The organism is Bifidobacterium rousetti, assembly GCF_008698235.1.
Lineage (GTDB): Bacteria > Actinomycetota > Actinomycetes > Actinomycetales > Bifidobacteriaceae > Bifidobacterium > Bifidobacterium rousetti.
Genome location: NZ_PEBH01000001.1, coordinates 67129 through 81817, shown reverse-complemented (window position 1 = coordinate 81817; position 14689 = coordinate 67129). Strand labels below are relative to the sequence as shown.

The following is a 14689-nucleotide window of genomic DNA, read 5'->3' as shown; positions in this document are numbered from 1 at the left end:
CCGCGAAACCGTGGGACTCAACGCGATTCGCCGCGATTCGCCGCGCTGAGTCCCGCGGAAACGAGCGGCAGTGTCCGCGCCCCCGAGGGGTCCCGTTACGCCAGCAGCTCCTTGACCGCGGCGATGACGGCCTGCAGGCTCTTCTTCGCGTCGCCGAACAGCATCTGCGTGTTGTCCTCGAAGTAGAGCTCGTTCTGGATGCCGGCGTAGCCCATGCCGCGGCCGCGCTTCATGACGACCACGTTCTGCGCCTTGTCGACGTCGAGGATCGGCATGCCGGAGACCGGGGTGCCGGGACGACGCGCGGCCGGGTTGGTCACGTCGTTCGCGCCGACGACGAGGGCGACGTTGGCCTGCGGGAACTGCGGGTTGATCTCGTCCAGATCGACGAGCTCCTCGTAGGGCACGTTGGCTTCGGCGAGCAGCACGTTCATGTGGCCCGGCATACGGCCAGCGACCGGGTGAATCGCATAGGAGACCTCGACGCCGTGCGCCTTGAGCAGCTCGCCCAGATCGGCGAGCTCGCGCTGGGCCTGCGCCTGCGCCAAGCCGAAGCCGGGCACGAAGATGACCTTCTCGGCGTAGACGAGCTGGACGGCGAGATCGTCCGGCGTGGTCTCCTTCATCGTGCCCTCGGGGCCGTCGCCCGCGGCCGCGGCGCCCGAGCCACCGCCGAAACCACCGGCGAGGACGGACAGCAGCGGGCGGTTCATCGCCTGGGCCATGAGGATGGACAGGGTCACGCCGGCCGAGCCGACGAGCGCGCCGGCGACGATCAGCGCGACGTTATCGATGGCGAGGCCGGACATGGCGACGGCAGTACCGGTGCAGGCGTTGAGCACGGAGATGACGACGGGCATGTCGGCGCCGCCGATCGGGATGACGAACACAAGGCCGTAGCACAGGGCGAACACGGTCGTCAGGATCGACCACAGCAGACGCTGCTCGGGCTGGATGCACAGCATGACGAGCGCCGCGACGGACAGGACGGCGAACAGCACGTTCCACACGCCCTTGCCGGGCAGGGCGAGCTTCTTGACCCACTTGATGCCCTGCAGCTTGCCGGCGGCGATGAGCGAGCCGGTGAACGTGACCGATCCGATGAGGATGCCGAGACCCGCGGTGATGAGCACGACGATGTCCGGCGTGCCCTCCTTGGTGAGGATGTCGTTCAGGGCCACGAGGGCGGCCGCGCCGCCGCCGACCGTGTTGAACACGGAGACGAGCTGCGGCATGTCGGTCATCTTGACCTTCTTGGCGGACACCACGCCGGCGACCGCGCCGATGAGGATGCCGACGACGAGCACGACGACGGCGACCACGTTGACGAAGCCCTTGGCGAACAGCACGATGAACGCCATGAGCACCGCGACGACCATGCCGAACGCGGAGATCAGGTTGCCCTTGCGCGCGGTCTTGGGCGAGTTCATGAAGTGCAGGCCCACCACGAACATGACGGCGGAGAACAGGTAGACGAACCAGGCGACGATGTCGATGGTTCCGACGGTTGCGGAGGCCATTTACTTCTCCTCCCCCTTCTTCTTGTTGGACTTGAACATCTCGAGCATGCGGTCGGTGACGACGTAGCCGCCGACGACGTTCATCGTGCCGAGCACCGCGGCCAGGAAGATGAACACGTACGCGAGCGGCGAGTTGGCCTCGGCTGCGACGATGACGACGCCGACGATGACGATGCCGTGGATGGAGTTCGCCCCGGACATGAGCGGCGTGTGCAGGGTGGCGGGCACCTTGCCGATCACCTCGATGCCGATGAGCAGGGCGAGCACGAACAGTGTGATGGAAACGACGAGCGTAGGCATGTTTCCTTGTCCCCTTTCTTTACTTCTTCTCTTCCGGCTGCCGTTGCGCCCCGGCGCGGCCGGACACGATCAGCGCGTCGTCAAGCTCCTCGCCCAGGTCCTGCGCGAGCTTGCCGTCGCGCACGAAGTGGGCGAGCACGTCGGCCACGTTGCGCGAGAGCAGGTTGGATGCGGTGGTCGCGACCCCGGACGCCAGATACGGCGCGCCGATGATGGTCACTCCCCCGTCGGTCACATGCGTGCCGACGGCCGAGCCCTCGACGTTGCCGCCGAGATCGGACGCCGCGCAGTCGACGATCACGGCGCCGCGCTTGAGCCCGTCGACGCCGGCCTTGGTGAGCAGCACCGGGGGCTTGCGGCCCGGGACCTTCGCCGTGGTGATGACGATGTCGAAGCCGGCGGCCTTCTCGTCGACCGCCGCCTGCTGCTGCGCCTGCTCCTCGCTCGTCAGCGCGCGGGCGTAGCCGCCCTCACCCTGCCCGGCGGAGAAGTCGAGTCCCAGATCGAGGAACTTCGCGCCGAGCGACTCGACCTCGCCCTTGGATGCGGGACGCACGTCGTAGGCGGTGACGACCGCGCCGAGACGGCGCAGCGTGCCGATGGCCTGCAGACCGGCGATGCCGGCGCCGAGCACCAGGGCCTTGGCCGGACGGATCGTGCCGGCGGCGGTGGTCATCATCGGCAGGAACGACCCGTAGGCGTCGGCGGCGAGGATCGCGGCCTTGTAGCCCATCACGGAGTTCTGCGAGGTCATCTCGTCCATCGACTGCGCGCTGGAAAGCTGTCGGGGCAGCTTCTCCATGGCGACGCCGACGAGTCCGGCCCGCTCCAGCGAGGCGACGTAGTCGGCGTCGGTGAAGGAGCCGAGCATGCCAATCACCCACTGGCCCGCCTTGAGTTTCGCGAGGACGTCGGCGCCCGGCCTGTCAACGAAGCCGAGCGCGTCGGCCTTCGAGATCACCTCGTCGCGGGTGGCGACGGTCGCGCCGGCGGCGGCGTAGTCCTCGTCCGTGTATTGCGCCGCTGCACCGGCGCCGCGTTCGATCAGGCAGGAGACGCCGCTCCTGCCGAGCCGGGTGACGATGTCGGGGGTGAGCGCGACGCGGGATTCGACATCCGACGTCTCGTCCAGCACGCCGAAAGCCACCGTGGCTTCCTTGATTCCAGCCATGAGAGCCCTTTCTGACATTGGCCGAACTAGTGTCATTGCTAGCTGTACGCCGCCCAGTGTAGCCGAAAAAGCGCGCCGCGCCGGGAAATATCCGCCAAACGGTCGGTTTCGGGTGCCTCCGGGCGCCTGCGCGCACCCTCGGACCGGGGCTTTCCCTACGCTACCGTAAGGTGACGTGTCGCGGCCCGGCGGCTAGACTGGCCTACTTGAGACAGGACATAGCAGGATTGGGCAAGGAGCGTCACGTGTCCGTTTTTTCCACGTTGAAACAGCAAACCACGAACATCACGCGGAAGGTGTTGAGGCTCGGAGACGACTTCGCGCATCCTGTGGGCGACGACTCGGGCATGGACCCAGACTACGCCGCCGACGAGGCGCGTGAGGAGATCGCCCGCGAGGGCGACATCACCCTGCCCCACACCGACGAGTGGGGTCCGGGCTATCCGACCACCACGTTCATCGACGGGAAGACCGGCCTGCTGACCGCCGAGACGGCCGGCAATCCGCCGCTCGACGAGCACACGACGATCTACAGCATCTACGAGGACCGCGCCCGCCGCATGGGCGACGAGCCGCTGTACGTGTACAAGGAACACGGCGAGTGGGTCTCGAAGACCGCCAACGAGTTCCTCGCCGAGGTGCGCAAGGTCGCCAAGGGCCTGCTGCACTACGGTCTGAAGAAAGGCGACGCGGTCGCGTTCATGTGCCGCACTTCCTACGAGTGGGATCTCGCCGACGCCGCGATCATGGCGTGCGGCGGCGTGCTCGCCTCCATCTACGACACCGACTCGGCCGAGCAGATCCGCAACATCGTCAACAACTCCGACGCCCGCCTGCTCATCGTGCAGGACACCGCCATGCGCGACAAGGCCGACGGCGCGATCGAGGACTGCCCGTCGCTCGAGCAGATCGTGTGCATCGAGACCGGCGGACTGGACGAGATCGCCGCCTATGGCGACTCGGTGAGCGACGAGGAGCTCGACGAGCGCATCAACTCGCTGCGCAAGACCGACCTGTGCTCGATCATCTACACCTCCGGCTCCACCTCCGCGCCGAAGGGTGTCGAGATGACGCACGAGAACTACTGCACCGACGCGTTCAACCTGCGCGACTACATGCCCGACCTGCTCCAGCACGACAAGCACGGCTCCATCCTGCTGTTCCTGCCACAGGCCCACACGTTCGCCCGCGCGATCAACTACATCTGCGTGGCCAGCAACCTGCGCATCTACATCGCGACCGGCATCAAGACCCTGCTCACCGACCTGCAAGTCGCCCGCCCCACCGTGATGATCGTGGTGCCGCGCGTGCTCGAGAAGGTGTACAACGCCGCCTCGCAGAAGGCCGGCCATGGCGCCAAGGGCATGCTGTTCGCGGCCGCGGTGACCTCCGCCCAGAAGTACATGAAGGAGGTGAGCGTCAACGGCAAGGCCGGCGTGCTCACCGCGATGCGCCGATCCACCTTCGACCCGATCGTCTACAAGTCGCTGCGCGAGGTGCTCGGCGGACGCATGCGCTGGATCGTCGCCGGCGGCGCGCCGCTCGATCCGGAGTTGCTGGCCTTCTTCCGCGGCGCGAACGTGCCGGTGTACGAGGGCTACGGCCTGACTGAGACAACCGCCCCCTGCGCGTTCAACCCACTCGGCGTGCCGTTCCACGAGGGATCCGTCGGCGTCCCGTTCCCGAGCTTCAAGCTGCGCATCGCGGAGGACGGCGAGATCCAGGTGGCCGGCCCGGTGGTGTTCCACCGCTACCACAAGAACGACGAGGCCACCGAGAACGCATTCACCCCGGACGGCTGGCATATGACCGGCGATCTGGGCCGTCTCGACAACGACGGGTTCCTGTACATCACCGGCCGCAAGAAGGATCTCATCATCACCGCCGGCGGCAAGAACGTGGCGCCCGGCCCGATCGAGGAGGTCATCCAGCGTTGCGAGATCGTCTCGCAGGCGCTGGTCCTCGGCGACAAGCGCCCGTTCATCTCCGCGCTGATCACGCTGGACGAGGAAACGCTGCGCCCGTGGCTCGAGGCCAAGGGCCTCGACCGGAACATGTCGATGGAGGACGCGGCGAACAACGCGGCGGTGCGAGCCGAGGTGCAGAAGTGGGTCGATCAGGCCAACGAGGGCGTCTCCCGCGCCGAGTCCGTGCGCAAGTTCATCATCCTGCCCGAGGAGTTCACGCAGGAGAACGGCCTGATGACCGCGTCGCTGAAGGTCATCCGCCCGAAGGTGATCAAGCGCTACGCCACGCTGCTCGCCACGCAGATGTACACGAAGAAGACCGCTCCGCATCAGTGACGGCCGGCGGCCTTCCGCCGCGTAATTCCGATTCCGCAAATCGGCCCCCTCATCAGAGGGGGCCGATTTGTTCTTAGTTCATCCTAGTTCAGCGCTTGCCGGCGTAGATCACGTTGTCGATGAGATCCCGGTAGCGTTCGGTGATCGCCTCGCGGCGAGCCTTCATCGAGGCGGTGACGAGGCCGTTGTCCTCGGTGAAGTCGTCGGGCACGATCTCGAACTTGCGGATCGACTCGGCGCGGGAGACGAGCTCGTCGGCCTGGTTGACGGCGCGCTCCACCTCCGCATGCACGATCGGGTTGCGCGCGGCCTCGGCGAGATCCCTGCACGGCGCCGCGCCCTGCGCCTCGAGCCATGTGTTCGTCTCGGCCAGATCGAGCGCGATGATCGCGGCGATGAACGGCTTGCGGTCGCCGACGACCACGCACTGGTTGACGACCGGCGAGGTCATCACCGACGCCTCGAGCTCGCCGGGGCTCACGTTCTTGCCGCCGGCGGTGATGATGAGGTCCTTCTTGCGGCCGGTCACGCTCACGAAGCCGTCGTCGTCGAGCGAGCCCAGATCGCCGGTGTGCAGCCATCCGTCGACGATCTGCTGCCTGGTGATCTCCGGGTGGTTGTGGTAGCCGACGCACACGGCGGGGCTCTTGATGCACAGCTCGCCGTCCTCGGCGATGCCGACCGCGGTGCCCTGCATCGGCAGTCCGATCGTGCCGATCCGGTATCCGACGGTCGGGTTCACGGAGGCCGGCGCGCAGGTCTCGGTCATGCCATAGCCCTCGAGCAGGGGCAGGCCGATGCCGTTGAAGAAGTGCGCGATCGACTTGTCGAGCGGCGCGCCGCCGGAGACCGCGTATTCGACATGGCCGCCGAACACCTGCATGATCGACTTGTAGACGAGCTTGGAGTACAGCGCGTGCTTCACGCTCAGCCAGAACGGGATCGGCTCGCCGGACTGCTGTGCGACGCTCCATGCGCGGGCGGTGCCGGTGGCGCCCGCGAAGATGCGCCCCTTGAGGCCGGCGCCGGCCTTCTGCGAGGCGGCGTTGTAGATCTTCTCGAAGATGCGCGGCACGGCGAGGATGAACGTCGGCTTGAACGCGGCGAAGTCGGCCAGGATCGTCTTCAGGTTGCCGGACAGGCCCAGCGTGACGTTGCCGGCGAAGCAGAAGAACTGCATGTAGCGGGCGAACACATGCGCGAGCGGCAGGAACAGCCACAGGCGCGCGTATTCCGGCATCGCGATGTCCGGCATCGAACGCACACCGGAGTAGGTGATGAACAGGAAGTTGCCGTGGCTCAGCTCGATGCCCTTCGGCGTGCCGGTCGAGCCGGACGTGTACACGATCGTCGCCAGATCGGTGCCGTGCACCGCACGCTCGCGTTCGCGGAACTCGGCGTCGGTGACGGTCCTGCCGTACTCCTCAAGCGTGTCGAGCGCGCCGAAGTCGATGACGTACACGTCGTCCAGATCCGGGCAGGAGGAGCGCACGGACTCGATCTTGTCGCGCTGCATGTCGTTCTCGGCGAACGCCATCTTCACGTTGGAGTCGTTGAAGATCATGCTCACCTGGCTCGGCGAGTTGGTCTCATACACCGGCACGGTGAGCGCGCCGATCGACATGATGGCCATGTCGAGCGCCGTCCACTCCCAGCGGGTCTTGGAGATCACGGAGACCGAGTCGCCGGGCATGACGCCGCGCGCGATCAGCCCCTTGGCGAGCGCGATGACCTTGTCGCGGAACTCGGTCGCCGTGAACGACCTCCATGCGCCGCTCTTCGGTTCCTTGTATTCGATCAGCGGCTTGTCCGGCGTGCGCGAGACACGGTCGTCGAGGATCGAGAACAGGTTGCCGTCGGTGTCGATCGGCTGTTCCAAAGGCCTGAGATATTCCTTGATCATATGCTTCCCTACAACTTCACGTATTCATGTACCGATTGGGTACTGGCGTTACGTACCGGCATCGCGTACCGACACCGATTGTAGCCACCGCGATGGAGCCCGCCGTCACGATGTCCGCCGGGCCGCCGGGCCCCATCCCCCATCGGGTGTGGTTCAGCTCACCGGTTTGAGGCCGATGCGCCGTCCGCCGGTCATCGCCGTCGGATCGATGTAGGCGCGGTCGCCGCGGCGCACGCCCCAGTGCAGGCACGATCCGACGCAATGGTCCGATCCGATCGCGACCTCGCCGAACCGCTCGCCCCGTCTCACCCGCGTGCCGCGGGGCAGATCCGTGGCCGCCGGTTCGAACGTGAAGGTGAGGCCTTCGTCGGTGCGTATGCTCACCACCTGCTTGCCTGCGACCTCCCCCGCGAAGGAGATGACGCCCTCATCCGGCGCGACGATGTCCTCGCCCTCCTCGGCCTCAAGATCGACACCGCGGTGTCCGGGCAGCCACGGCTTGGCCGGACCGTCGAACGATTCGGCCACGACCGGCTCGTCCAGCGGCCAAGCCAGACCCACCCGGCACGCCCCGACGGCTGCGGCCGTGTCCACTGTGTCCACTGTGCCCACCATGTCCACCGTCCGCGACGTGATCGACGACCTGGCCTGTGACGCCGACGCCGACGCCACGGCGACGTCACCGACCGGGAGCACCGCCATCATGATGCCCATCATGCCGGCGGCGGTGAGCGTCGTCGCCATAAGACGCCGGTGATGCCCGTGATCCGTTTTGCGTCGGCTCGTCCGACTGCGCGATGCACGCGCCATGTACGCCGCCCATCGGCGGCGCAGTTCCTTGAACAGTCCCATATCTGGCTCCTTTGCCGTTGATGAAGGGCCTTCGGTGCAAGGCCCACGCTTCACGATGCGGGTGTCGGGCCGGGCGTGTCCAGCCGGAAAGGGGTCTGTGGACGAAGCCCTGTGAGGAAGTCATGCGGAGGGGGAATCGGACAGGAACGCAGTCGAGAGACAACAGAAAATGAAAAACCCCGCACGAGGCGGGGTGATGGAGCGGACAACGGGACTCGAACCCGCGGTCTCAACCTTGGCAAGGTTGCGCTTTACCAACTAAGCTATGTCCGCGTAGGATTCCCGCCGTGAGAAGCGGGATTCCAGTGGGCGATGTAGGAATCGAACCTACGACCCCTTCGGTGTGAACGAAGTGCGCTAGCCGCTGCGCCAATCGCCCGAAATCAATCGGTATTCAGTTATAATATTCGCCGGATTGCTCCGACTTGCGTGGGCGATACAAGATTCGAACTTGTGACCCCTTCCGTGTCAGGGAAGTGCGCTACCACTGCGCCAACCGCCCGGCCTGCGATGTCTTCCGATCGGCTGAACACCGACCGTCCGAGAGGTGGGTACGAGAGTCGAACTCGTCTATACGGCTTTGCAGGCCGCTGCCTAACCGCTTGGCTAACCCACCGTAAGGTTCGTCAACTCTTCGGACCTTAGAGCGGACAACGGGACTCGAACCCGCGGTCTCAACCTTGGCAAGGTTGCGCTTTACCAACTAAGCTATGTCCGCGTGATTTCCAGCGGTTGTTCCCGCCGAAGCACGAGTAACTACTATAACGGCATCTTCGAGTTTCGCAACCACGGCGTGTCGCGTCCATCACCCACTCACGATCCGCCCGTCATCCGCATGCCGCGCACGGGGCGCGAAGCCAAGCACGCCCATGGCGAAAACCGCATGAGACGGCCCTTCCCGGCCACTTCGGCAGGTTACTGTAAGGGGTATGAGCGAAGAACGAGACGAACGGCGGAACGTGATGATCGCGGCGTTCGAGGGATGGAACGACGCCTGCCAGGCCGCCACGAACGTGGTACGGCATCTGGTGGACCATTACGAGGCCCGCGAGATCAGGCACATCAGCTGCGACGGCTACTACGACTATCAGGTGTCGCGCCCGATGCTGTGCCGTGCGCTCGGGGCGCCGCGCATCATCTGGCCGCAGACCACGTTCTACGAGATCACCCTCTCCCCCGGCGTCCGCATCTACGCGCAGATCGCCCCGGAGCCCAACTACCGGTGGCGTGAGTACTGCCGGCAGAGTCTGCATATCGCGGACGAACTCGATGTGGACCACATCGTGACCCTCGGTTCGATGTTCGCCAACTGCCCGCACACCCGTCCGGTGCCGGTGGACGTCGCGCACGATCTGGAGTGCGAGGACCCCGGCGAGGGCTACACCGGCCCGGTCGGCATCCCGACCGTGCTCGACGACATGGCGCGCGAACAGTCGTTCGACACCACGTCGCTGTGGGCCTCCATCCCCCAGTACACCGGTAACGACGACTGCCCGAAGGCCACGCTGGCCCTGCTGAACCGTTTGGGCGAGGAGCTGGGACTCGCGCTCGAGCCGGGGGAGCTGGAGGCCGAGGCCCGCGCATGGGAGGCCAAGGCGTCGATGATGCTGCACTGCAGCGACCAGCTCGCCGAATACGTGCATCACCTCGAACGCGACTGGGACGCCGCCGAACGGGCCCGCAATGCTTCCCGGACCAACCCCGCCCAGGCCGAACAGCTGGTCCGTGAGGCCGAGGACTTCCTCAAGAACCTCTGAAGATCTTCCATTCCCTGAATATTCCCCGAATCGTCGGCGTACGGGACCGGGATATGGGCGAGGGCCGCACCCGTTGCGCACGGGTGCGGCCCTCGCTGTCATCGACCTCTATCGCCCAATCGGTCACGCGCCCGCGACGGACGGGTCGATCGCCGGCAGGACGCCGGTCAGCAGCAGGATCGCCACCACGACGGCCAGACCGATGCGGTAGATCGCGAACGCCCTGTAGGAGAACGTCGAGACGAATTTCAGGAAGCCGATGATCACGATGTATCCGACGAAGAACGCCACGATCGTCGCGGCGATGGTCGGGCCCCAGCCCGGCCACGCGGCGCCGCCGATCGCCGCGCACGCGTCCGCGGCCTTGGTGGCGGAGCAGGCGCTCACGTCCTTGACCGCGGAGACCGCCTCGAGGATGCCCGCGCCGAACACGGCCGGGATCGCCATCAGGAAGCTCACGCGCACCGCGGCCTCGCGGGTGTAGCCCATCGCGCGGCCGAACGTGATCGTGCCGCCGGAACGGGAGACGCCCGGGATCAGGGCGAGCATCTGGCCCACGCCGAACAGGATCGCGTCCTTGACCGTCATCTGGCTCATCGTCTTGACCTGTTTGGCGCGCGCGTCGAAGATCCACAGCAGCACGCCGAACACCGCGAGCACGGTCACCGTGATCCACAGGTTGCGCAGCGTGGTCTCGATCGCGTCCTTGAACAGGAGTCCGGCGATGAGGATCGGCATGGTGCCGATGATGATGAACCATCCCATCTGCGTATCCGGGTTCTTCGCGCCCAGACGGGACTTCAGATCCTTGCCCTCCTTGCCGAACAGCGAGCCGAACCACGCGCCGAGGATGCGGATGATGTCACGGCGATAGTACAGGATCACCGCGAGCTCGGTGCCGAGCTGGATGATCGCGGTGAACGCGGCACCCGGATCGGAACCGATCATCAGGTCGCCGATGATGCGGATGTGCGCGCTGGAGGACACCGGCAGATACTCGGTCAGCGCCTGCACGAGACCGAGGAGAATCGCCTGGAAGAAATTCATAGCCCCTCTTCACTCCTACTTCATGTCGCTAGGTTTGCTAGGGAATTCGCAATTGCCGTGTCCACTGTACTCAGCGGGAGGCTAAGACGGCGCTTGGGGCGGCGCGCAGGGCGGATGTCTTGCACAATGCACACAATAAGGCCAACGATCGCGGGATCGGAAACGACGATGCGCCGTTTTTCAGCAACAAGGAGCGTCATGATGGACACATACCGCAAAAGCAGGGCGTTCGCCCCGAAGGGGTTCTTCGAGTGCGAGGGCCGCGGCCTCGAATGGCTCGGCGAGGCGATGGAGCAGGGCGGACCCCGCGTGGTCAAGGTGATCGGATGGGGCGACGACCATCTCGACATCGAACGCGTCCATTCCGCGATGCCCACCGTCAAGGCCGCGCACGACTTCGGGGCCGCGCTGGCCCGCATGCACGACGCCGGCGCCCCGCACTTCGGCTCCGCGCCGGAAGGGTACGACGGCACCTGCTACTTCGGCCCGCTGCAGGACCCGGTGCCGATGGACACCGGAACATGGGACGACCCCGCCACCTACTTGGCCGAAGGCCGACTCCTGCCGATGGTGGAGCTCGGCATGCGCCGCGGCGAGCTCGACAAGTACGACATGGAGCTGACCCAAGGCGTCATCGACGCGCTGCCCGACCTGCTGGGCCGCGCCGCCAGCGACAAGCCCGCGCGCGTGCACGGCGACCTGTGGAGCGGCAACGTGATGTGGACCGCCGACCGCGGCCACAGCGAGGCGGTCCTCATCGACCCGGCGGCCCACGGCGGACACCGCGAGGAGGACCTCGCCATGCTCGGCCTGTTCGGCATGACCTATCTGCGCGACATCCTCGACGGATACCAGTCCGTGCACCCGCTCAAGGCCGGCTGGGAGGAACGCATGACGCTGTGGCGGCTGTACCCGATCGCGGGTCACTGCGTGTTCTTCGGCGGCGGATACGTGAGCGAATACCGCTCGATGTGCCGGTCGCTGCTCGGCTGATCCCCGCAGCTTCGGCTCGGCTCGGCTCGACTCAGCTCAGCTCAGCTCAGCGCGTCCTTCAGCTTGCTGAAGAAGCATGATGCGCAAGAACAGCCATATTCCGCCATTTCAAGCCATTCTCACAGCCTCCCGCGCCATTTTGCCCACATTTTGCCCACACCCCACGGAACCACCCTCAACCTGCACCGCCGCATCGAGCAGCCGGGCCACATCCATGAGGTCGCTGTCGAACAGGTCGGCGTACACGTCCAAGGTCATGCTCGCGTTCCTGTGACCGAGCATCCGCTGCAGCGCCTTCACGTTCGCGCCCGCATGCACCGCCAAGCTCGCCGCCGTATGACGCAGATCATGGGGCACTGGCCAGTCATCCCGCTTCCAGCCGAGCCGCGTGAGCGTACGCACCCACCAGCCGGATCCCCGCGCGAGGCTCTGCTTGCGGAGCGGCCCACCATGCGCGTCACGGAACACACGATCATCCGGCCCGCGCCGCCCGCAGACGGCCTTCAGCGCATCCATGACGACGCGAGGCATCGGCACGTCGCGGCGCTCATGGCTCTTCGGGGTGCCCTCCGCCCAACCGACCTGACTGTTGACGTAGACAAGGTTTCGGCGCACATGCAGCACCCCCTGTCGAAGTCCAGATCGCCGGCACGCAGCCCCGCCGCCTCGCCCCACCGCAGGCCGCAGAAGCCGAGCAGCAGGACGAGCGCCCGACGTTCATCCCCCAGCACACGGCAGTTGGCCGCCTCTTCAGCGAACGCGAGCAGCTCCGGTATGGTCAGGTACACGCGCCGTTCCTTGCGCGACGGCAATTTCGGCAGTTCGACGCCGTCGCAGGGATTCGCCGGAATGAGCTTGTCGCGCACGGCGATCCCGCAGACGCCGGAGAGGATCCCGAAGGGGCGGCCCACGGAGGGCCGTCCCGACCGTTCGATGATGCCGCCAATCCACTCCTGCACATCCCCGCGTGTGACGTCACCGATCCGATATCCCGCCCACTTCGGCTCGACGTGGACCCTCCAGGCGTTCTCTATGTTCGCCGTGGTCACCGGTTTCCAGAACGGGCGGCGTTCCGTCAGCCACTGCTCGTACAGGTCGCCGACGAGGCGCTCGCCCGCCTGCGGGTCGATGAACGTGCCTTGGGCCTTGGCGACCGTCACGTGCTCCGCGGCCCAGTTCTCCGCGTCGACCTTCCGCAGGAACCCGCGCTTGTCGGTCTGGGTGCCGTCGGGCTTGCGGTACCGCACCCGGTACCGTTTCTCGCCCTTCGCCGTGACATATTTCGTTACGCTCGCCATGAGACGACCTTCCTTCCGGCCTTCCGCCCCGGCCCTGCGCCGGGGCTTTCCTATGCGGCCCGTGATTCATGCAGCCACTCCCGGTAGTCGAGGACGACCTGCACGGTCACGTTCAATTCGTCGGCCATGAGCCACGGGTCGCCCTCGTACATGGCCTCGGCGCGCGCGTACTCCTGCTCGTCGATGAGGAGCCGGGCGGTGACGATCCGGCACCGGCGTTCGCGCTGATGCCCGTAATCCCCGTAGGCGCGGTGGACGAGCTCGTGCACCAGGGTGCAGCGTTTGCGCGTGTACGTCATGCTGCGGTCGATGACGATGGTGTCGTGCAGCAGGTCGTACACGCCGTGGAGATCACCGGCGAGGATGGCGCTGCCGACGGTCAGGCCGGGCGCGACCTCGTACAGGAGCATGCGCATCGGCCCGTAGTTCAGACGCGCCGACACCGGCAGGATGGGGGTCATCGGAGCGCGCCGTCTTCGACGCCCTTGACGAATTTGTCGAAGTCGTTCTCCCTTGCCTTGTCCCATTTGCGGTATTCGTCCATCGCCTTGTCGACCGCCTGCCTGTGGCCGCGGTTGCCTTTGCCTTCGAGCAGGGGCATACCCGCGAGCTTGAGATATTGGTCTATGAGTTCGGCGCATTCGCTCATGCTGGTGAGCGTGCGCCGCCGGACCCTTGCCTCGGTCAGATCGAGCAGGCCGGTGGTCAGGGTGTTCAACGCCTCCAATTCGTCCTTGCTGAGGTAGTTCTTGGCTATCGCGACGTCGCCGGCGTGCGGATGCCCCTTCGGTGACCCCTTCCAATTCGTCAGTCCCATGTTCGTCTTTGAGGAATCGACCCGGCTGGTGATGATCTCGGCGGCGGTCAATCCGGTGATGGCGTAGTGCATCTTGTTCTGGAAGCTCGCGAAGAAGTCGCGCGCGGTCTGCGATTTCGGATCGTAATCCCAGCTGACCTCGCTGAACAGGTCGGTTATCTTCTGGTAGAAGCGCCGCTCGCTGGTACGGATGTCGCGGATGCGCGCGAGCAGCTCCTCGAAGTAGTCGTCGCCGAAAGGACGACCGTTCTTGAGCATGTCGTCATTGAGCGCGAACCCCTTGACGATGTATTCGTGCAGTACGCTCGTGGCCCAGATGCGGAACTGGGTGGCCTGTTTGCTGTTGACGCGGTAGCCGACCGCGATGATCGCGTCGAGATCGTAGAACGTCAGGGAACGGCGAACCGTTCTGCCGCCTTCGGTTTGAACTTGTACAAAAGACGTACAGGTTGACTTCTCGTCCAGCTCGCCCTCCGCGTATATGTTCTGCAGGTGGCGGGTGATGGTCTGCGGGGTCACGCCGAAGAGTTCGGCCATGCCCTTCTGCGTCATCCAGAACGTCTCGTCCCTGTACGTGACCTGCACGGGCACGTTCCTGCCGTCCGCTTGGTAGAGGACGATGCTGCCCTCCTGCGGCTCCTCGTTCTCCATGAAATGCTCCTTTCCGATAAAAGGCGTCGAATTCGACCCCTTTTACTCCATCTACGTCCGGGTCGGGTTTCCTCCTC

At 65.7% G+C, this 14689-nt stretch carries 13 protein-coding genes and 5 tRNA genes; 3 read left to right on the top strand and 15 right to left on the bottom strand.

Annotated elements, in window-relative coordinates; all coding sequences use genetic code 11:
• Positions 1-95 precede the first annotated feature (95 nt).
• The 3 genes from CSQ85_RS00470 to CSQ85_RS00460 are packed head-to-tail and all read right to left on the bottom strand — an operon-like array spanning position 96 to position 2991.
• Positions 96-1520: an NAD(P)(+) transhydrogenase (Re/Si-specific) subunit beta gene (locus tag CSQ85_RS00470; RefSeq protein WP_107042549.1), complete on the bottom strand. Its 1425-nt coding sequence runs from the start codon at positions 1518-1520 to the stop codon at positions 96-98.
• Positions 1521-1820, bottom strand: a complete 300-nt coding sequence (locus CSQ85_RS00465) for an NAD(P) transhydrogenase subunit alpha (protein WP_101622745.1) — start codon at positions 1818-1820, stop codon at positions 1521-1523.
• A gap of 19 nt (positions 1821-1839) precedes the next feature.
• Complete coding sequence (locus CSQ85_RS00460; protein WP_150382392.1) at positions 1840-2991, bottom strand: NAD(P) transhydrogenase subunit alpha; 1152 nt, start codon at positions 2989-2991, stop codon at positions 1840-1842.
• A gap of 245 nt (positions 2992-3236) precedes the next feature.
• Here CSQ85_RS00460 and CSQ85_RS00455 point away from each other — a divergent pair, with 245 nt between their 5' ends.
• Entirely contained in the window at positions 3237-5294 is a 2058-nt protein-coding gene (locus tag CSQ85_RS00455; RefSeq protein WP_150382391.1) for an AMP-dependent synthetase/ligase, read from the top strand.
• An 88-nt stretch (positions 5295-5382) separates the two neighbouring features.
• On the opposite strand, the gene CSQ85_RS00450 is transcribed toward CSQ85_RS00455, so the two are convergent.
• From CSQ85_RS00450 to CSQ85_RS00420, 7 genes are all read right to left on the bottom strand, one after another.
• Entirely contained in the window at positions 5383-7197 is a 1815-nt protein-coding gene (locus tag CSQ85_RS00450) for an AMP-dependent synthetase/ligase (protein WP_150382390.1), read from the bottom strand.
• Between the two features lie 153 nt (positions 7198-7350).
• Entirely contained in the window at positions 7351-8049 is a 699-nt protein-coding gene (locus tag CSQ85_RS00445; RefSeq protein WP_150382389.1) for a M23 family metallopeptidase, read from the bottom strand.
• Between the two features lie 197 nt (positions 8050-8246).
• Positions 8247-8322, bottom strand: a tRNA-Gly gene (locus CSQ85_RS00440).
• A gap of 33 nt (positions 8323-8355) precedes the next feature.
• Positions 8356-8428: transfer RNA gene (locus tag CSQ85_RS00435), tRNA-Val, on the bottom strand.
• A 51-nt stretch (positions 8429-8479) separates the two neighbouring features.
• Positions 8480-8551 (bottom strand) — tRNA-Val (locus tag CSQ85_RS00430).
• Positions 8552-8594: 43 nt separating this feature from the next.
• Positions 8595-8665, bottom strand: a tRNA-Cys gene (locus CSQ85_RS00425).
• A 29-nt stretch (positions 8666-8694) separates the two neighbouring features.
• Positions 8695-8767, bottom strand: a tRNA-Gly gene (locus CSQ85_RS00420).
• Between the two features lie 211 nt (positions 8768-8978).
• Here CSQ85_RS00420 and CSQ85_RS00415 point away from each other — a divergent pair.
• On the top strand, positions 8979-9806 hold the full coding sequence (locus CSQ85_RS00415) for a PAC2 family protein (protein WP_223846736.1): 828 nt from the start codon (positions 8979-8981) through the stop codon (positions 9804-9806).
• A gap of 123 nt (positions 9807-9929) precedes the next feature.
• Here the strand turns inward: CSQ85_RS00415 and CSQ85_RS00410 are convergent, their stop codons facing one another.
• A complete protein-coding gene (locus tag CSQ85_RS00410; RefSeq protein WP_107041689.1) occupies positions 9930-10853 on the bottom strand; it encodes an undecaprenyl-diphosphate phosphatase in 924 nt (307 codons plus the stop codon).
• A 201-nt stretch (positions 10854-11054) separates the two neighbouring features.
• On the opposite strand from CSQ85_RS00410, the gene CSQ85_RS00405 reads away from it, so the two are divergent.
• Entirely contained in the window at positions 11055-11846 is a 792-nt protein-coding gene (locus CSQ85_RS00405) for a fructosamine kinase family protein (RefSeq protein ID WP_150382706.1), read from the top strand.
• Positions 11847-11954: 108 nt separating this feature from the next.
• On the opposite strand, the gene CSQ85_RS13285 is transcribed toward CSQ85_RS00405, so the two are convergent.
• From CSQ85_RS13285 to rhuM, 4 genes are read right to left on the bottom strand one after another with little or no spacing between them, the layout of a single operon-like run.
• On the bottom strand, positions 11955-12461 hold the full coding sequence (locus tag CSQ85_RS13285; RefSeq protein WP_223846735.1) for a tyrosine-type recombinase/integrase: 507 nt from the start codon (positions 12459-12461) through the stop codon (positions 11955-11957).
• Complete coding sequence (locus CSQ85_RS00400; RefSeq protein ID WP_223846734.1) at positions 12350-13144, bottom strand: tyrosine-type recombinase/integrase; 795 nt, start codon at positions 13142-13144, stop codon at positions 12350-12352. Before CSQ85_RS00400 ends, CSQ85_RS13285 begins: the two co-directional genes overlap by 112 nt.
• A gap of 50 nt (positions 13145-13194) precedes the next feature.
• Positions 13195-13605, bottom strand: a complete 411-nt coding sequence (locus CSQ85_RS00395; RefSeq protein ID WP_150382388.1) for an ImmA/IrrE family metallo-endopeptidase — start codon at positions 13603-13605, stop codon at positions 13195-13197.
• Positions 13602-14612, bottom strand: a complete 1011-nt coding sequence (gene rhuM / locus CSQ85_RS00390) for a RhuM family protein (RefSeq protein ID WP_150382387.1) — start codon at positions 14610-14612, stop codon at positions 13602-13604. The genes CSQ85_RS00395 and rhuM overlap by 4 nt, the downstream gene beginning before the upstream one ends.
• Positions 14613-14689 lie beyond the last annotated feature (77 nt).